15 protein-coding genes are annotated in these 18,209 nt (G+C 66.7%); 2 read left to right on the top strand and 13 right to left on the bottom strand.

Annotated elements, in window-relative coordinates:
- Window positions 1-38 precede the first annotated feature (38 nt).
- Complete coding sequence (locus ACP7BL_RS07780) at window positions 39-581, bottom strand: GNAT family N-acetyltransferase (RefSeq protein WP_033967340.1); 543 nt, start codon at window positions 579-581, stop codon at window positions 39-41.
- Window positions 582-760: 179 nt separating this feature from the next.
- Between ACP7BL_RS07780 and ACP7BL_RS07775 the strand changes: the two genes are divergently transcribed.
- Entirely contained in the window at window positions 761-2,005 is a 1,245-nt protein-coding gene (locus tag ACP7BL_RS07775; protein WP_426258020.1) for an NAD(P)/FAD-dependent oxidoreductase, read from the top strand.
- Window positions 2,006-2,134: 129 nt separating this feature from the next.
- On the opposite strand, the gene hisC is transcribed toward ACP7BL_RS07775, so the two are convergent.
- From hisC to ACP7BL_RS07750, 5 genes are all read right to left on the bottom strand, one after another.
- Window positions 2,135-3,229, bottom strand: a complete 1,095-nt coding sequence (hisC, locus tag ACP7BL_RS07770; RefSeq protein ID WP_426258019.1) for a histidinol-phosphate transaminase — start codon at window positions 3,227-3,229, stop codon at window positions 2,135-2,137.
- 64 nt (window positions 3,230-3,293) lie between these two features.
- Window positions 3,294-5,012 (bottom strand): DEAD/DEAH box helicase, encoded by a 1,719-nt coding sequence (locus ACP7BL_RS07765; RefSeq protein ID WP_126849524.1) that lies wholly within the window; start codon window positions 5,010-5,012, stop codon window positions 3,294-3,296.
- A gap of 301 nt (window positions 5,013-5,313) precedes the next feature.
- Complete coding sequence (locus tag ACP7BL_RS07760; RefSeq protein ID WP_426258018.1) at window positions 5,314-6,489, bottom strand: NAD(P)/FAD-dependent oxidoreductase; 1,176 nt, start codon at window positions 6,487-6,489, stop codon at window positions 5,314-5,316.
- A 262-nt stretch (window positions 6,490-6,751) separates the two neighbouring features.
- The gene (locus ACP7BL_RS07755; protein WP_426258017.1) at window positions 6,752-8,317 is read right to left on the bottom strand and encodes a HAMP domain-containing sensor histidine kinase; all 1,566 of its coding nucleotides are present in this window, start codon (window positions 8,315-8,317) and stop codon (window positions 6,752-6,754) included.
- Window positions 8,314-9,006: a response regulator gene (locus tag ACP7BL_RS07750; RefSeq protein WP_426258016.1), complete on the bottom strand. Its 693-nt coding sequence runs from the start codon at window positions 9,004-9,006 to the stop codon at window positions 8,314-8,316. Before ACP7BL_RS07750 ends, ACP7BL_RS07755 begins: the two co-directional genes overlap by 4 nt.
- A gap of 127 nt (window positions 9,007-9,133) precedes the next feature.
- Between ACP7BL_RS07750 and ACP7BL_RS07745 the strand changes: the two genes are divergently transcribed.
- The gene (locus tag ACP7BL_RS07745; RefSeq protein ID WP_426258015.1) at window positions 9,134-10,330 is read left to right on the top strand and encodes an acetyl-CoA C-acyltransferase; all 1,197 of its coding nucleotides are present in this window, start codon (window positions 9,134-9,136) and stop codon (window positions 10,328-10,330) included.
- A gap of 9 nt (window positions 10,331-10,339) precedes the next feature.
- Here the strand turns inward: ACP7BL_RS07745 and ACP7BL_RS07740 are convergent, their stop codons facing one another.
- The 7 genes from ACP7BL_RS07740 to ACP7BL_RS07710 all read right to left on the bottom strand — a co-directional run bounded on the left by ACP7BL_RS07740 (window position 10,340) and on the right by ACP7BL_RS07710 (window position 17,993).
- The gene (locus ACP7BL_RS07740) at window positions 10,340-10,891 is read right to left on the bottom strand and encodes an rRNA large subunit pseudouridine synthase E (protein ID WP_126845526.1); all 552 of its coding nucleotides are present in this window, start codon (window positions 10,889-10,891) and stop codon (window positions 10,340-10,342) included.
- 88 nt (window positions 10,892-10,979) lie between these two features.
- Window positions 10,980-12,176 carry a bifunctional alpha/beta hydrolase/OsmC family protein gene (locus ACP7BL_RS07735; RefSeq protein ID WP_137903359.1) on the bottom strand — a complete coding sequence of 399 codons (1,197 nt, stop codon included), beginning with the start codon at window positions 12,174-12,176 and terminating at the stop codon, window positions 10,980-10,982.
- A 117-nt stretch (window positions 12,177-12,293) separates the two neighbouring features.
- On the bottom strand, window positions 12,294-12,974 hold the full coding sequence (locus tag ACP7BL_RS07730) for an EF-hand domain-containing protein (protein WP_310302040.1): 681 nt from the start codon (window positions 12,972-12,974) through the stop codon (window positions 12,294-12,296).
- Window positions 12,975-13,177: 203 nt separating this feature from the next.
- Window positions 13,178-13,999 carry a hypothetical protein gene (locus tag ACP7BL_RS07725; protein WP_426258014.1) on the bottom strand — a complete coding sequence of 274 codons (822 nt, stop codon included), beginning with the start codon at window positions 13,997-13,999 and terminating at the stop codon, window positions 13,178-13,180.
- A gap of 32 nt (window positions 14,000-14,031) precedes the next feature.
- Window positions 14,032-15,381: a dihydrolipoamide acetyltransferase family protein gene (locus tag ACP7BL_RS07720; RefSeq protein WP_426258013.1), complete on the bottom strand. Its 1,350-nt coding sequence runs from the start codon at window positions 15,379-15,381 to the stop codon at window positions 14,032-14,034.
- A 97-nt stretch (window positions 15,382-15,478) separates the two neighbouring features.
- Window positions 15,479-16,486 (bottom strand): alpha-ketoacid dehydrogenase subunit beta, encoded by a 1,008-nt coding sequence (locus ACP7BL_RS07715; RefSeq protein WP_426258237.1) that lies wholly within the window; start codon window positions 16,484-16,486, stop codon window positions 15,479-15,481.
- A 208-nt stretch (window positions 16,487-16,694) separates the two neighbouring features.
- Window positions 16,695-17,993, bottom strand: a complete 1,299-nt coding sequence (locus tag ACP7BL_RS07710; RefSeq protein ID WP_126845521.1) for a 3-methyl-2-oxobutanoate dehydrogenase (2-methylpropanoyl-transferring) subunit alpha — start codon at window positions 17,991-17,993, stop codon at window positions 16,695-16,697.
- Window positions 17,994-18,209: the final 216 nt, after the last annotated feature.

Below are 18,209 nucleotides of genomic sequence, written 5' to 3'. Positions count from 1 at the left end.
CGGCAGAGCACGGGACCCTTTGCGCCCTCGCCCATCCCTTACATCGGGCGGTTGGGCATCCCCGCCCGTGGCACGTCGTGCGCGAGCTTGCGGCTGACGAGCAACAGGCTCGAATCCCCGGGATAGGATTCGACGGTGAAGCCCATTTCGCGCTCCAGCTCGATCGCCGCGTGATTTTCGCGGCTTTCGATCGCCTCGAGCACTTTCACGCCCTTGGTCTCGGCAAACCGCGCGACATAAGCGAGCAATTCCCAGCCCACGCCCTTGTTCTTGAAGTCCTTGCGGATCGCGATCGCGACCTCGCCACGCTCGAAGGTCGCGTCGCACGCGAGCATCGCGGTCGCGATCATCATCGACCCGTCCTTGGTGAAGGCGAGAAAATTCTCCGACCAGCGATGGTCGATATGCGTCAACGCAGCGATCTGGTCGGGGCGCACTTCATTGAGACCGGTCAGGAACCGAAAGCGCAAATCCTCATGGGTTACGTGCGTGAAAAATTCCGCAACCGTGCCGTCATCCTCGGGCCGCGCGGGGCGAACGTGAAATTCAAAGCCCGTCCGGGTTGTGAGATGCTCAATCATCGGGCCACCTTTCGCAACAGCGGCGGTTGATCGACGCCGCATTTCGCTGGCTGGAAATAGGATTGCGAAGCCCGCCCGGGTAGCTGCGGAAACTACCTATTGGCGCGCGGGGGTTGATCCGCGCCAGTCGCGCTTTCATTAGGGCGCAAAGAACACTGCCCTGCCGGAGAGGATCTGCAATGACCGACACCAACCCGACGCCCTTCGATGTCCTGATCGTTGGGGCCGGGCATGGCGGCGCGCAGGCGGCGATTGCGCTGCGCCAGCGCAAGTTCGAGGGCACGATCGCCTTGCTCGGCGACGAACCCGAACTGCCCTATGAACGCCCGCCGCTGTCAAAGGAATATCTGGCCGGGGACAAGCCGTTCGAGCGCCTGCTGATCCGTCCGGCAGCTTTCTGGGTCGATCGCGACATCACACTCCTCCCCGGGCGGCTTGTCGTATCGGTCAATGCAGCCGCGCATCAGGTCACCACCGAGGATGGCAGCACGATCGGCTATCGCACGCTGATCTGGGCGACTGGTGGCGCGCCGCGCCGCCTGACCTGTGCGGGCCATGATCTGAGCGGCGTCCACGGCGTGCGCACCCGCGCCGATGTCGACCGGATGATCGCCGAACTGCCCGCCGTCACGCACGCGATCGTCATCGGTGGTGGCTATATCGGGCTGGAAGCCGCCGCCGTGCTGACCAAGCTCGGCAAACCCGTCACCGTGCTGGAGGCGGCCCCGCGCGTGCTGGCGCGCGTCGCGGGCGAACCGCTCTCGCATTTCTATGAGGCCGAGCACCGCGCGCACGGCGTCGATCTGCGCACCGGCGTGACCGTCGAGTCGATCGTCGGCGAGAACGGGGCTGCCAGCGGCGTGCGCCTGGCCGATGGGACGGTGCTGCCCGGCAACCTCGTCATCGTCGGCATCGGCATCATCCCCGCCGTCGCCCCGCTGCTCGCCGCGGGCGCGGACGGCGGCAATGGCGTGAGCGTCGATGCGCTGTGCCGCACCAGCCTGCCCGATATCTTCGCGATCGGCGACTGCGCCGCGCACCCCAACCCTTATGCCGATGGCGCGGTGATCCGGCTCGAATCGGTGCAGAACGCAAACGATCAGGCGACCACTGTCGCCAAGCTGCTGACCGGCGAGGAAACGCCGTATGACGCGGTGCCGTGGTTCTGGTCCAACCAATATGATTTGAAGCTGCAGACCGTCGGCCTGTCGATTGGTTATGATGCGGTGGTGCTGCGCGGCGATGTGGCCGCGCGCAGCTTCTCGGTCATCTACCTCAAGCAGGGCAAGGTCATCGCGCTCGACTGCGTCAACGCCACGCGCGATTATGTGCAGGGCCGCGCGCTGGTGGTGGCACGCGCGGTGGTAGACCCCGCGCGCCTGGCCGATGCAGCGGTGCCGCTGAAGGAGCTGCTGCCCGCTTGAGCGAGGGCGGCATCTCGCCCCCAAACCCGTTCGTTTCGAGCGTAGTCGAGAAACCTGGCACAGCGCGCGTGGCCGTTTCTCGACTGCGCTCGAAACGAACGGGGGTGAGGACTCGGGCGTGGCTCGCCCTTACGCGCCCACGATCTCGCGCAGCGCCGCCGCCAGCCCGCGCGTTTCCGCCTCGGTGCCGATCGTCATGCGCAGACCGTTCGCCAGCCCCTGCCCCGGCAGCCAGCGCACGATATAGCCGCGCTCGAGCAGCGCCTTATACGCCGTCTCGGCGGTGACTGCGCCTTCGAACAGGACGAGCAGGAAATTGGCCTCGCTCGGCACCGCGCGCAGGCCCACATTGCCGAGCTTGGCGATCTCGTCCTTGAACCAGGCGCGCCACACGCGGTTATGCTCGCGCGAGGCAGCGATGAAGTCGGCCGCGCCCAAAGCCGCAATCGCCGCTTCCTGGCCCGCCGTGGTGCAGCAGAACGGCGCGCGGATGCGGTGCATCGCGGCAATCGCCTCGGCCGAGCCATAGCCCCAGCCAATGCGTTCGGCGGCAAGCCCGTGGATCTTGGAGAAGGTGCGCGTGACGATCACATTGGGCGCAGTACGGGCGAGCTCCAGCCCGCCATCGTCATCCTCGGGCGTCAGATATTCGGCATAGGCCTGGTCGAGCACCAGCATCACCTGCGCTGGCAAGCCGGCGTGCAAACGGGCGATCTCGTCCCGCCGCGTAAAGGTCCCGGTCGGGTTGTTGGGGTTGGCGACGAACACCACCTTTGTCCGCTCGGTCACCGCCGCCAGGATCGCATCGACATCGGTCGCATAATCGCGGTCGTCGGCCACCACCAGCGTCGCTCCGACGCGGCGGGTGGCGATCTCATAGACCGCAAAACCATAGCGGACCTGCAGCACTTCATCGCCCGGCCCGGCATAGGCCCCGGCGATCAGGTGCAGGATCTCGTCCGAGCCCGTGCCATAGACCACCCGCGCCGGATCAAGGTCGTGATGCGCCGCAATCGCCTCGCGCAGCGCGCCCGCCCCGGCATCGGGATAGCGCGCCAGGTCGCCCGCGTGGCGTGCAAACGCTTCGACCGCCTGCGCGCTGGTGCCAAGCGGATTCTCGTTCGACGACAGCTTGATGACCGGCGTGTCGCCTTCGACCGTCGAGCGACCCGGAACATAAGGAGCGATAGCCATGACCCATGGCTTGGGCTGAGGTGCGTTCATGCCCCGCGCGTTAGCGGGGAACCAGCAGAACATCAAATCCTCCCCAGTACGGGGAGGATGAGAATTACCGCTGCGGGCGCTTGTTCGGGCCACCCGGGCGCAGCGTCGGGCGCGGATTGTGGCGCACCGGTGCCGGGCCGTTCGCGCGGCGCGGACCGCGCTCGGCTTCGACCGGGCCACCCTGCACCGCTTCGAACTGCACGCCGCCCTCGGCCTCTTCGCCCGCGGTGCGCTTCACCGCTGCCATGAACTTTGCCGCGATCGCGCTCGGCACCTGGAACATCGTCTCATTGGCGGCAATGCGGATCGCGCCGACTTCGTTCTTGGTGATGTGCCCGCGACGGCAGATCAGCGGCAGGATCCAGCGCGGATCGGCATTCTGCCGCCGACCGATGTCCATGCGGAACCATTTGACGTCGTCAAAGCCCTCGCGGTGATGCTCCTTGCCGGGTTCGCGCTGGTTCGCCCCGCTTTGTTCGATCATCTCCTCGGGCGCGGGCATCCGCGCGCGATAGCTGCGCACCAGCGCCGCCGCGATATCCTCGGGGCTCTTCTTTTCGAGCAACTGTGCGCCAAGCGCGCGATCGTCCTCGTCGACTTCGACGTCTTCCATCAGCATCGTCATCAGCCGCGACTTGTCGGCCTTGCGGATGTCGTCGACGGTCGGCGCGTTCATCCATTCGACCGCGATCCGCGCGCCGCGCAGCATCATCTCGACGCGGCGCTTGCGCTGATACGGCACGATCAGGATCGCCGTGCCCTTCTTGCCCGCGCGGCCGGTGCGGCCCGAGCGATGCTGCAGCGTCTCGGCATCGCGCGGCAGTTCAACGTGAATGACGAGGCTCAGCGACGGCAAATCGAGCCCGCGCGCCGCAACGTCGGTCGCCACGCACACCCGCGCGCGCTTGTCGCGCAGCGCCTGCATCGCGGCATTGCGCTCATTCTGGCTATGCTCGCCCGAAAGCGCGACGGCAGCAAAGCCGCGCTCGATCAAACCGGCGTGCAGATGCCGCACATTGTCGCGCGTCGCGCAGAACAGGATCGCGGTCTCGGCCTCATGCAGCCGCAGCAAATTGACCACGGCATTCTCGATATCGGCCGGCGCGACGGTCACCGCCTGATAGCTGATATCGCCATGACCGCGATCCTCGCCCACGGTCGAGATGCGCAACGCATCCTTCTGGTAGCGCTTGGCCAGCGCCACGATCGACTTGGGCATCGTTGCCGAGAACAGCAAAGTGCGGCGCTCGGACGGCGAAGCGTCGAGGATCAGCTCGAGATCCTCGCGGAAACCCATGTCGAGCATTTCGTCGGCTTCGTCGAGAATCACCGCCTTGAGGTTGGACAGATCGAGCGCACCGCGCTCGATATGGTCGCGCAGACGGCCCGGCGTGCCGACGACGATGTGCGCGCCGTGGCTGAGCGAACGGCGCTCGCGGCTGGCGTCCATCCCGCCGACACAGGTCGAAATGCGCGCACCGGCCTTGGCGTAGAGCCATTCGAGCTCGCGGCTCACCTGCAGCGCGAGTTCGCGCGTCGGCGCGATAGCCAGCGCCAGCGGCGCACGCGGCGGCGGCAGGCGGCCACCCTCTTCGGTCAAGAGTTGCGGGGCGATGGCAAGGCCGAACGCGACGGTCTTGCCCGAGCCGGTCTGCGCCGAAACGATGAGATCGCGGCCTTCGGCCTCGGGTTCGATAACCGAAGCCTGGACAGGCGTTGGGGCGGCATAGCCACGGGCGGAAAGCGCTTCGGCAAGAAGCGTGGGGAGGTGTGAAAAGGGCATGGTATTCCGGATATGGGGGCGGCGGGGGCGCGCGCCAAAGCGAGCGCTTAGCACAGGCCTGCAGGAAAAGCACGGGGGGGGTGTGCAATTGGTATCATGGGGGTGGGGTTTTGGAGGGCTGAGGTGCCGGGATACGGCGGGCCGACCCACCCCCGCCCCCTCCCTTCCAGGGAGGGGAGCCCCCCTATTCCTCCTCCACTCCCTGGAAAGGCGGGAGCCTACTTCTTCCTCCCCTCCCTGGAAGGGAGGGGCTGGGGGTCGGCCGGCCCACAGCGGAGCGCAAGGCCGATGAAACGCCCCCTTAAACCACCATCCCAGCCGCCCAGCCGCTCGCCCAGGCCCATTGGAAATTATACCCGCCAAGCCAGCCGGTCACATCGACCGCCTCGCCAATCGCATAGAGCCCCGGCACCTTGCGCGCTTCCATCGTCTGGGACGAAAGCTCGGCGGTCGAAATCCCGCCCGCCGTCACCTCAGCCTTGGCAAAGCCCTCGGTGCCATTGGGGGTGAACGCCCAGTCCGCCAAGTGCCGCGCCGCCGCCTCGACCGCTTTGTCGGTCGCCGCGCCCAATTCGCCCTCGATGCCGAGCCGGTCGGCCAGCGTCTCGGCGAGCCGTCCCGGCAAATGGTTGGACAGAGCCGAGGCCAGCGACACGCGCGGCCGCGCATGTTTGGCCGCCACCAGCCAGCCCGGTTTCAGCGCGGGCAGGAAATCGATCGCGACCGGCTCGCCATGCCGCCAGTAAGACGAGACTTGCAGGATCGCCGGGCCGCTCAGCCCCTTGTGGGTGAACAACGCCGCCTCGCGAAAGCGCGTCTTGCCAACGCGCGCGACCACCTCCGCCGCCACCCCCGACAGCGCGCGGAACAGCGTCTCCTCGCCCCCCAGCGTCAGCGGCACCAAAGCCGGGCGCGGTTCGACCACTTTCAGCCCGAAGCGCCGCGCCAGATCATAGGCAAAGCCCGTCGCGCCCATTTGCGGGATGGACGGGCCACCCGTCGCGATTACCAGAGCGGGCGCGCTGGCGGTACAGTTGCCGAAGGTGACGCGATGCTGCCCGTCGGCGTGTGCGACATCGCTGATCGGGGCTCCCAGCGCGATCTCCACGCCACCCCGATCGCATTCGTCCTGCAGCATCGCGACGATCTGCTTGGCCGAGCCGTCGCAGAACAATTGCCCCAGCGTCTTTTCGTGCCAGGCGATGCCGTGCTTATCGACCAGGGCGATGAAGTCGGCAGCGGTGTAGCGTCCCAGCGCCGATTTGGCGAAATGCGGGTTGGCCGAGAGATAGCGATCGGCGGCGGTATGCACGTTGGTGAAATTGCAGCGCCCGCCGCCCGAGATCAGGATCTTTTTGCCGATCGCCTCGGCATGATCGATCAGCAGCACGCGGCGTCCGCGTTGCCCGGCAGTGGCGGCGCACATCAGGCCCGCCGCGCCCGCGCCTAGGATGATGGTATCGTAAGAGGTCGTCATCGGGCGGCTCTACACGCTTTTGCGGAAATATCTCTGGGGAAGGCGAGGAATAGGGTTTCCACGCGAAGACACGAAGAAGAGGTTTTCGCGCAGAGGCGCAGAGGACGCGGAGGGGGTACGCTCGGGGCTGATGTCGGGAGACAAAAGGGGCGGTGAGGGAGCGCTGCGCGCTCGTTTGTGCTCTCTCTTTTCCTCTGCGCCTCTGCGCGAAAACATCTTCTTCGTGGCTTCGTGTCTTCGCGTGAAAACCCCTTGTCTCCAATCACCCCCGCAACAGGCAGATACGGAAGCACGCCCCCGCCGCCACCCGCTCTGCCACAATCGTGCCCCCGCTCGCCGCCAGCAAGGAGCGCGCAATGGCGAGCCCCAGCCCAGCCCCGCCCGCCTCGCGCCGTCCGGTGAAGAACGGCTCGAAAATGCGCTCCAGATCCGCCGCCGCCACCCCGGGGCCATCATCGACGATCGAAATCTCCACGCCGCCCTGCGCCACCACCGCAATCGTCACCCGCGCCGCACCCGCTTGCCGCGCATTTTCGACCACGGTTTCCAGGATCGTCTCGATCGCCGCACTCGTCACCCGCGCCAGCGGCACGGCGTCCGCCGCGATCACCACCGCAAAATGCTCCGAGCGCAGCGAATCCGCCACGCGCCGCGCCGCCGCGACGACATCGGCCTGTGCGCCCGCCTCGATCGTCGTCATGTCGGCACGCGCTAGATCGAGCAGCCGCTGCACCAACCGCGCCAGCCGGTCGGCATCGGCGGTGGCATTGCCAAGAAAGCGCTGCCGCTCCTCCGCGCGCATCGTCCCGCCATGCTCGTCGAGCAGTTCCAGCGCGCCGCGAATCCCAGCAATCGGCGTCTTGAACTCATGCGCCACCGCCGCCGCGACATCGCGCAGATAGCGTTGGCGCCGCTCGATCCGCTCGGCCATTGCGCGGAAATTGTCGTAGAGCTGCGCGATCTCGATCGCGGCGGTCACCGGCGTTTCGGGCACCACCGGCACACCGCGCGCCACCTCCTCGCTGGCGCGCGCCAGCGCCATGATCGGCCGCGCAATGCCGCGCGACAACAGACCCGCCAGCACCAGCAGCGTCAGGAAGATCAGCCCGGCGCCCAGCAGGATCGCGAAACGGTCCTGCCAGATGCCGATGAACAGCCCACGCGGCGAGCGCGTCACCATCACCACGCCGATCACCTTGCCATCGGCAATCACCGGGCGCGCATGGTGGACACGGATCGCGTAAGCGCGGCTGAGCGCGGCACGCCAATCAGCCATTTCGGCGGCGCTGCGTTCGCGCAACACGGTCGCGCTGTGCCCGGCGAGCGCCGCGCGGACTTCGGCCAACCCGGCAAGACTCTGTCCGGCATCGCCGCGCCCCAGCACGACAATGCCGTGCGCATCCAACAGCCGCGTTCCGGTCAGCGTCACCGCCACCGCATCGCCGACCATCGGTCGCAGCCGCGCTGCGACCTGCAGCGCGCGCGGATCGGCCGCGCCGGCCCGCACGCCAGCCGGCGCACGCGGCAGCACCGGCATGGTGCGCAAATCGATCGCGGGCGCTTCGGGCGCGAGCGGGCGGGCCGATGGATCGGGCTGCGGCGCGTGCGCGGCGTCATACCACGCCGCCTTATACGCCGCCGCCAGCACCACGCTTTGCGCGATCAGTTCGGACTCGGTCTGCTGAACAAGCGTATTTTCATAAACGCGCAGCGACAGCGCCGCGACGCCGGGCAGCGACGCCACGAACAGCAAGGTGCCGAACAGGATCGCGCTCAAATGCAGGCGCGGCCAATGCGCCTTGGCCAGCGCCTTCAGCCAGCCGATCACGCACAACGACCGATGCGATAGCCGATCCCGGCGCGCGTCTCGACCAGATCGACGCCGGGGAATTTGCCGCGCAAGTTGCGCACATGGCTGTCGATCGTGCGATCGGTAATGGCAAAGCCCGGCCCGTGCAGCCGGTCGATGATCGCATCGCGCGAGAACACCTTGGCCGGGCTGGTCGCGAACAACAAAAGCAACTGGAATTCGGTCGCGGTCAGCGGCACCGGCGTCTCGTCCCAGCGCGCTTCCCAGCCATCGGTGTCGAGCGTCAGCCGGTTGTGCGTGACCGTCGTCGCCCCCACCGCCGCGCGCGTACCGCGTTTCAAAATCGCGCCGACGCGCGCCACCACTTCGCGCGGCGAGAACGGCTTCACCACGTAATCGTCGCCGCCAATCTCGATCCCGACGATACGGTCGATCTCGTCGTCGCGCGAGGACAGGAACAGGATCGGCAGCGCCGCCGCCGCCCCGCCCTCGGCGCGGAGCGCACGGCACAGATCGAGCCCATTCAGCCGCGGCATGTTGATGTCGAGCACCATCAGATCGGGCATACGCCGCGCGATCGCGGCCTGCGCGTCCTCGCCATCGCTCGCCTCGGCCACGCTCATCCCGGCCTTGCCCAGCGCGAAGGCGAGCAAGTCGCGGATATGCGGGTCGTCATCGACGATCAGGATGTGGCTCATGCGGGTCATTGTGGCTTCCGGGCGGGACGGGTCAACCGTGTACTCCACGCCGCGTCCACGCATGATCCGGCGCTTGTGGAGAAAGCGTGCAGGCTCTACACCCGGATTCCATACCCAAAGCTCGAAAGTGTCTGCCATGCGTGAAGCCGCGATCGTCTCCACCGCCCGTACCCCGATCGGCAAGGCCTATCGCGGCGCGTTCAACGCAACCGAAGCGCCGGTGCTTGCCGCGCATGTGATGAACGCAGCGGTCCAACGCGCGGGGATCGATCCGGTGCGTATCGACGAGATCTTCTGGGGTATCGGCAATCAATGGGGTAGCCAGGGCGGCAATGCCGGGCGCATGGCGACCTTCGCGGCGGGCTTGCCCGAAACCGTCCCCGCTTTCACGCTCGATCGCAAATGCGGCTCGGGGTTGACCGCGATCGCACTCGCTGCCCGCAGCATTATTTGCAACGAGATCGACGTCGCTTTGGCGGGTGGCATGGAGTCGATCAGCCTCACCGTCACCAAGGATGCGCCGCGCTACATCAACCAGTCGGTCATCGCGCGCGAGCCCGCCGCCTATGTGCCGATGATCGAAACCGCCGAGATCGTCGCCGAGCGTTATGGCATCAGTCGCGCTGCACAGGATGCCTATGCCGCGCAAAGCCAGCAGCGCGCGGCGCGCGGGCTCGAAACCGGGGCGTTTCGCGAGGAAATCGCGCCCATCACCGTCGAAAAGGCGCTGTTCGACAAGGAGGGCAACCGCACCGGCAGCGAAACCGTGACGCTCGCACAGGACGAGGGCATTCGCGCGGGCACGACGGCGGAGGCGCTGGCAGGGTTGAAGACGGTGTGGCCCGGCGGCGATTTTTCCGGCCCCGGCCAGCATGTGACGGCGGGCAATGCCAGCCAATTGTCCGACGGTGCCTCCGCGCAGATCGTGATGGACCATGCGACGGCCCTCGCCGAAGGGCGCGAGGTGCTTGGCCTGTATCGCGGTTTCCAGGCGGCCGGCTGCGCGCCCGATGAAATGGGCATCGGCCCGGTCTTCGCCATTCCCAAATTGCTCGCCCGTGCCGGGCTGTCGGTCGACGACATCGGCCTTTGGGAACTCAACGAAGCCTTCGCCTCGCAATGCCTCTATTGCCGCGACATGCTCGGCATCGATCCCGATCGCTACAACGTCAATGGCGGCGCCATCGCGATCGGCCATCCCTTCGGCATGACCGGATCGCGCCTTGTCGGCCACGCGCTGATCGAAGGCCGCAAGCGCGGCGTGCGCTGGGTGGTGGTGTCGATGTGCACCGCAGGCGGCATGGGCGCGGCGGGCCTGTTCGAGATCGTGTAAGCGCCCGGCTTACCCCACCGGCGCTTCGCGCCACGTCCCCGGTGCCAAGCCGTCGAGCGTCCACGCGCCAATGCCCCAGCGCACCAGCCGCAAGGTGGGGAAGCCCACCGCCGCCGTCATCCGCCGCACCTGGCGGTTGCGCCCCTCGCGGATCGTCAGCCGGATCCAGCAATCGGGCACGCTCTTGCGGAACCGCACCGGCGGATCGCGCGGCCACAGTTCGGGCGGGTCGATCCGCTCGACCTCGGCCGGGCGGGTGATGCCATCCTTCAACTCCACCCCCTGCCGCAGGCGATCAAGGCTGGCGGCATCGGGTTCCCCTTCGACCTGGACGAGATAGGTCTTGGGCAGTTTGAAGCGCGGATCGGCGATGCGCGCTTGCAAGCGCCCGTCATCGGTCAGCAGCAACAGCCCCTCGCTATCGCGGTCGAGCCGCCCGGCCGGATAAACCCCCGGCACCGCGATGAAGTCCGACAGCGTCGCGCGCGCCGCGCCGATGCTGCTATCGGTGAATTGCGACAGCACGTCATACGGCTTGTTGAACAGGATCAGCCGCGCCATCGCCTCGTGTCTTTCCACCCCGGAGCCCAGATGCCCGCCCCCCCCGGCTTTGCGCAGCAGCACGCGCGCTGTCCAGCGGCGACGTCCGTCAGACCAGCCGCGTCTCGATCACCGGTGCGCTCTCCAGCGTGCGGTGCACCGGGCATTTGTCGGCGATGACCAGCATCCGCATCCGCTGTGCCTCGGTCAGATCGCCCTGCAAGGTGATGCGCCGCTCGATCACCTCGATCTGCGGTCGCCCACCGGCGGCGGCGGCGCAATCGTCGGCATGGCGGCGGCTGTGATGGAGCACGACCGAGACGCCCGTCAGCGGGATTCCCTCTTTCTCGGCGATCAGCTTGATCGTCATCGCGGTACAGGTGCCGAGCGCCGACAACAGCAGATCATAGGGCGTTGGCCCGTAATCGCTGCCGCCCATCGCCAATGGCTCGTCAGCGATAAAACTGTGGCCCGAGGATTCGACGATCTGGACGAACTTGGCATCGGTCGAACTCACCCGCACATGCCCCTCGGGCACCGCGTCGATCGCCATTGCCGGCCCCAGGAAAGGCTGCACCCAGGCGGCGATGATCTGTGCGACATATTGTGCCTGTTCGGCATCGGTCAGCAAATGGTCCGCCCCGTCGAGCGCGACGAAGCTCTTGGGGTGTTTCGCCGCCTCAAAAATCGCGCGGGCATTTTCGACACCGACGGTCGCGTCGGTGGCCGAATGCAGCACCAGCAGCGCGCGCTTCAATCGCGCCAGCCGCGCCGCCTGATCCTGCCCTTCAACCGACGTGAGGAACTCGCGCCCGATGCGAAACGGTCGCCCGCCGATCGACACATCGCGCGGCGTGTCGGCAATGTCGTGCGCGCCCTGGATCAAATGCAGCACATGGCGTGGATCGAACGGCGCGGCGATCGTCACCACCGCTTTGGCCGAGGGGATGCGTTCGGCGGCGGCGATCACCGCTGCCCCGCCTAGCGAATGGCCGATCAGGATCGCCGGCGCGCCCACATCCCCTGCCAGAAACGCCGCCGCCGCCACCAGATCATCGACATTCGCGCCGAAATGGCTGTCGGCGAACGCGCCCTCGCTTTGGCCGAGCCCGGTAAAATCGAAGCGCAGCGTGGCGATGCCCTGTTCGGCGAGCGCGAGACTGACACGCCGCGCCGCATGGCTTTGCGCGGTGCACGTGAAGCAATGCGCGAACAGCGCCACTGCGCGAATCCGCCCGGGCGGGACTTCCAGCGACCCGGCCAGCTGAACCCCGGCCGCATTGGGAAACCGTACGTCGCGCTTCATCACCCTCTCCTGCCCGGTCCGGCCGACCGGCCAAACCCGCGACGCGCTATAGCATCGCGCGATCGGGGACTGGCAAGCCGAACCTCGGCTGCCATCGCGGGAGCGGGGTTGACGAGATCATTGCTCGGGTGGGGCCTGCTCGATCGGCTCGGGGCCGCCGCCTGCGGTACGGCGCTTGCCGCCATACCAGCCCTGACGGCCGCCACGTCCCGGCGGTGGCGACAATTTGGGCAGCTCCTCACGCGTCAACCGCCCGTCGCCCTTCTTGTCCAGCATCGCGAAGCGCTCTGCCGCCGCCTTGCGGAACTCGGTGATGTCGACCCCGCGGTTCAGATTGGCGTCGGCCGCCGTGATCGGCTCGGGATAGGCAAAGAAACCAAAACGGGCCGCGCCGCGCGCAACGTCGTCATACGCCGGACCGGATTTGCCCGACTCGCCGCCACCCTCGGGCGCGCCGCCACCACGACGACCACCACGGCCCCCGCCGCCGCCGCCACCCGGGGGTGGGCCACCCTCGCCGCCTGGGCGCCCGCCATGGCCGCCGCCGCGACGCCCCCCGCCGCCGCCGCCCGGACCGCCCGGCTCGCCGCCGCCATAGCGGATTTCGGGGACAAGGACGGTTTCATAATAATCGATGTCCTGGGGATCGATCTCGCCATCATGCTCGCGATCGAGCAGCAGAAACACACGGTCGGCATCGGCAATGAATTCGGCCTCGGTCACCACGCCGTCATGATTGGCGTCGGCACCGGCGAACCAGGCACCAATCGGATCTTCGCCACGGAACGGTTCGCCCATCGGGCTGATGAACAAGCGACCGTGCGGGGGGCGGGGACCGCCCGGCGGCGGGGGCGGCGGGGGTCCGTCAGGACCGGGTCCCCCTTGCTGCACACCGGCCATCAGTGCCAGCCCAAGCCAAAAACCCACCATCTTGCCCTCCGGATGCGTCGAACCGGCGTGCTACGCGGGAAATGTCTCTCAAATGTGTCTGGCGACCGGGTTCAGGCGGCAATTCGCAGCCACACGGCGGTGGCGTCGTCCGATCCCTTGAAGCGCGGGAAGCGACCGAAATCGCCATCCTCCTGTTCGATCGCGCGCAATTGCAGCGCGAGCCCGGTCAAGCCGCTGGTGGCGAGTTCCCCGAACAGACCCGCCTCGTCGTGCTGGCCATAAACGTCGATCAGCGCCGCAAAGCCGTCGCTCATCAGCAGCAGTTCGTCCCCCACGCTGCACGGCAGTTCCGCGCCGCCGAGATGTGCCGCTGCCGCCGGATCGACCCCGAGGATATAACGGTCGGGACGTTCACGCGCAGCGCGCAGCACTTCGAGGATCGGCTGCGGTCGCTGCTTCAGGCCAAGCCCATGCTCGGCCAGCGCGGCCGCACTGGCATTTTCGTCGTCCTTGCTGGCGGGCGGCCCGATCCGCTCGACGGTATCGCCGCGCTTGAGCAACCCCGCACAATCGCCCAGCCAGCGGCACGCCAGCCCCTCCTTGCCGACGCGTGCCGCCAGGAAGGACGCGCTGGGCAATTCCCAGGCGGAGATGGGCGCGCGCGTCCGCTGCGCCGCAAACCGCCGCGCAAGCCGGGCGAACACACCCTTGCAGATCGCATCGATCGAGGCGTCGCCCGCTGCGGCAAAGGCAACATCCGCCTCCAGCGCCAGCCATGCCGCGCCACCGCGTGACCCGACCAGCCCCGGCTCGCCCAGATCGGTCGCGCCGTCGATCACCCAGGCGAGCGCATCGCTCGACCCGGCGCGATCGTCATTGGCGACCGCGATATCCCCGGCAAGACTGATCGACTGGAGCAAATCAAAGCGCATACAGGTGCCCTATCAGCCGATCATGACGGATTTCAGTCGGCGAACAACAATACCGGCGTTTCGAGATAGCGCTTGAGCGCCTGCACGAAGCTTGCCGCATCCCAGCCATCGACCACGCGGTGATCGCAACTGATCGACAGGTTCATCAGCTTGGCACGCACGATCTCGTCGCCGACAAAGACAGGCCGCTCGACGATCTTGTTGGGTCCGATGATCGCCACTTCGGGCCGGTTGATCACCGGCGTCGTCGCGATCCCGCCAAGCGGCCCGAGCGAGGTGACCGTCAGCGTGCCGCCGCCCATTTCATCGGGCTTCAGCTTATTGGCGCGCGCCGCCTCGGCCAGGCGCAGGATTTCGGCGGCCAATTGCCAGACATTGCGATCCTGCGCATCGCGGATCACGGGGACGGTCAGCCCGGCATCGGTCTGCGTCGCCATGCCGAGATGCACCGCGCCATGCCGCGTCACCACACCGGCTTCATCGTCATAGCGCGCGTTGATCATCGGGAAGGCGGGTACGGTCTTGCAGATCGCCGCGATCAGCAGCGGGAGCATCGTCAATTTGGGCCGCTGCCCACGCGCGCCATTCAAATCGGCGCGCATGGCCTCCAGTGCGGTGACGTCGATTTCCTCGACATAGGTGAAATGCGGGATCGCGCGCTTCGACGCCGCCATATTCTCGGCGATGCGGCGGCGCATGCCGATCACCTTGATCGCCTCATCGGCGCGGGCGTGGCTGACGTGCGGCGCGTGATAGCCCTGCCCCTGGCCATAGCGCAGGAACGCATCGAGATCGGCATGGCGCACGCGGTCGCCCTCGGTCTTCACTTGGGCGAGGTCGATGCCGAGATCGGCGGCGCGTGCGCGCACGGCGGGAGAGGCGAGGACCCCTTTCTCCCTCTCCCCTTCAGGGGAGAGGGGCGGGGAGAGGGGCTGTGCTGGATCGCTGGGGGCACCGCCCGTTGCGGACGTCCCCTCTCCCCGACCCTCTCCCCGGAGGGGAGAGGGAGAAGGTGTCTCCACCCCCGGGTTCTCCGCCTCATATTGCTCCGCCACCTCGACCTGATCGGTACTCAGCGGTGCAGCCTTCACTTCATCGGTCACCGGCTCCAGCGCAGGCGCTTCCGCTGCCGAGAAATCGCCCTCGGTCTCGATCACCACCAGCGCCGCGCCGATCGACACCTGGTCGCCGACCTCGCCCGCCAGTTCGATCACAATGCCGGACACGGGCGATTCCATCTCGACCGTCGCCTTGTCGGTCATCATGTCGGCGATCTGCTGGTCTTCCTCGATCCGGTCGCCGACCTTCACATGCCAGGCGACGATTTCGGCCTCGGAAATGCCTTCGCCGATATCGGGGAGTTTGAAGGTGAAGCGTGCCATTACACTAGATCCGTTCGTTTCGAGCGAAGTCGAGAAACTTGGTGCCGCGCAGGTGTCTCGACTTCGCTCGACACGAACGGGAGGGACAAAAGCCCCATTATGCGTCTTTCATGATTTTCTTGAGCGCCTCGCCGATACGGACGGGGCCCGGGAAATACGCCCATTCCAGGCTGTGCGGGTATGGCGTGTCGAAGCCGGTGACGCGCTCGATCGGGGCTTCGAGATGGTAGAAGCAGCGCTCCTGCACCAACGCCGACAGCTCCGCGCCAAAGCCGCCAGTGCGCGTCGCTTCGTGCACGATCATGCAGCGTCCGGTCTTCTTCACCGACGCCTCGATCGTCTCGATGTCGAGCGGCACCAGCGTGCGCAGATCGATCACCTCGGCATCGACGCCCGCTTCGACGATTACCGACAGCGCGACGTGGACCATAGTGCCGTAAGCCAGCACCGTCAGCGCTTCGCCCGGCCGCACCACCTTGGCCTTGCCCAGTTCGATCTTGTAATAGCCGGTCGGCACATCCCCCGCCGGATGCTGCGACCAGTTTTGCGTCGGGCGGTCCCAATGGCCGTCGAACGGGCCATTATAGATGCGCTTTGGCTCGAAGAAGAGCGTCGGATCATTATCCTCGATCGCCGCGATCAACAGGCCCTTGGCGTCATAGGGTGTCGAGGGGATCACCGTCTTGATGCCCGAGACATGGGTGAAGATGCCCTCGGGGCTCTGGCTGTGCGTCTGCCCGCCGAAGATGCCGCCGCCGAACGGGGAGCGCACCGTGATCGGCGCGGTGAATTCCCCGGCCGAGCGATAGCGCAAGCGCGCCGCCTCGCTCACCAACTGGTCGAGCGCAGGATAGATATAATCGGCGAACTGGATTTCGGGCACCGGCCGCAAGCCATAGGCCCCCATCCCCACCGCGACGCCGATGATGCCGCATTCGGTGATCGGCGTATCGAATACGCGGGTCTTGCCATATTTGGACTGCAAGCCCGCCGTCGCGCGGAACACGCCGCCGAAATAGCCGACATCCTCGCCCATCACGACGATATCGGGGTCACGGTCCATCATCACGTCCATGGCGGAGTTGATCGCCTGGATCATGTTCATGCGGGTGGAGGTCGGGGTTTCGGAAGCGGTTTCGGTTTCTGGCATGATGTCGCTCATAATCCCTCTCCCATCGGGAGAGGGAGGGAGGCGCGAAGCGCCGGAAGGGTGAGGGTGACCGGGCGCGGGGCATCGCCCTCACCCTTCCCATCGCTGACGCGATGGGCCCCTTCCCTCTCCCAATGGGAGAGGGAGATTTTGCGCGCACCCATCACTTGCGCGCCCATGGGCGGCCGCTGGCGGTTTCTTCGGCGATCATTTGCGCTTGCTGCTCGCGCAAATGCCACGGCATTTCCTCGAACACGCCATCGAACAGACTGTCGAGCGGCTGGTGCAGACCGTGGCCGAGCACGCCGTTGGCCTCGGCTTCCTTTTGCGCGGCCTTCACTTGCTCCGCCAACTCCTTGTCCTGCGCTGCATGGCGTTCCTCGTCCCATTCGCCGATCGCGATGAGATGATCCTTCAACCGCGCGATCGGATCGCCCAGCGGCCAGGCCGTCGGCTCACCCGCCGAGCGATATTGCCCCGGATCGTCCGAAGTCGAATGGCCTTCCGCGCGATAGGTGAAATGCTCGATCAGCGTCGGCCCCTGGTTGGTGCGCGCGCGCTCCGCCGCCCAGGCGGTGGCGGCATAGACCGCCAGCGCGTCATTGCCGTCGACGCGAAGCCCGGCGATCCCATAGCCGACCGCGCGCGCCGCGAAGGTCGTCGATTCCGCGCCCGCAAACCCCGAGAAGCTCGAAATCGCCCATTGATTGTTGACGACGTTGAAGATCACCGGCGCGCGGTAGACGCTGGCAAAGGTGCAGGCCGAATGGAAATCGCCCTCGGCGGTCGATCCCTCGCCGCACCAGGTCGCCGCGATGCGCGTATCGCCCTTGGCCGCGCTCGCCATCGCCCAGCCGACGGCTTGGGGATATTGCGTCGCCAGATTGCCCGAGATCGAGAAAAACCCGGCTTCCTTGACCGAATACATGATCGGCAATTGCTTGCCGTGCAGCCGGTCGGCGGTGTTCGAATAGATCTGGTTCATCATGTCGACCATCGACCAGCCGCGCGCGATCAGCAGGCCCTGTTGGCGATAGGAGGGGAAGCACATGTCCTCATAATCGAGCGCAAAGGCGGCGGCGACCGCGACCGCCTCCTCGCCGGTGCACTTCATGTAGAAGCTGGTCTTTCCCTGGCGCTGCGCGCGGAACATGCGCTCGTCGAACGCGCGCACCAGCGCCATGCTGCGCAACATGCCCCGCAGCATATCGGGCGACAGGCGCGGGTTCCACGGGCCGACCGCCTGGCCGTTCTCATCGAGCACGCGCACCAGTTGATAGGCGAGATCGGTGAAGCTCTCGGCATGGTCGGCAGTGTCGGGCCGCCGCGTTTCGCCTGCGGGTGGAATCGCCACCTGCGTAAAATCGACCGTGTCGCCGGGCCGGAATTTGGGTTCGGGCACATAGAGCGACAAAGGCGGCAAATTGGGCTTCAAATGCGCAGGAACGCGGTCGCTTGCCATGATCTCTCCAAACGGGGCGTGCGCTGTACCAACGCTCGGGCACGCAAAAACGCTCTTTCGAATCGTTGTTATAAAATTTCGTGGGCTTTGGCGAGAGGGGCGAACGCGGGGAAACGCCGGACCGTCCCAATTGCGATAAGAGGCCGCTTGACTCAGGAACGACAAACGGAACAAAATAGGAACGAACCTATTGTGCGAGTCGTGGCCGTGTCCTGT

The organism is Sphingomonas sp. DC1600-2, assembly GCF_049897605.1.
GTDB lineage: Bacteria > Pseudomonadota > Alphaproteobacteria > Sphingomonadales > Sphingomonadaceae > Sphingomonas.
Note: the sequence above shows the minus strand (reverse complement) of the source record. Positions and strands in the feature narration are given on the sequence as shown.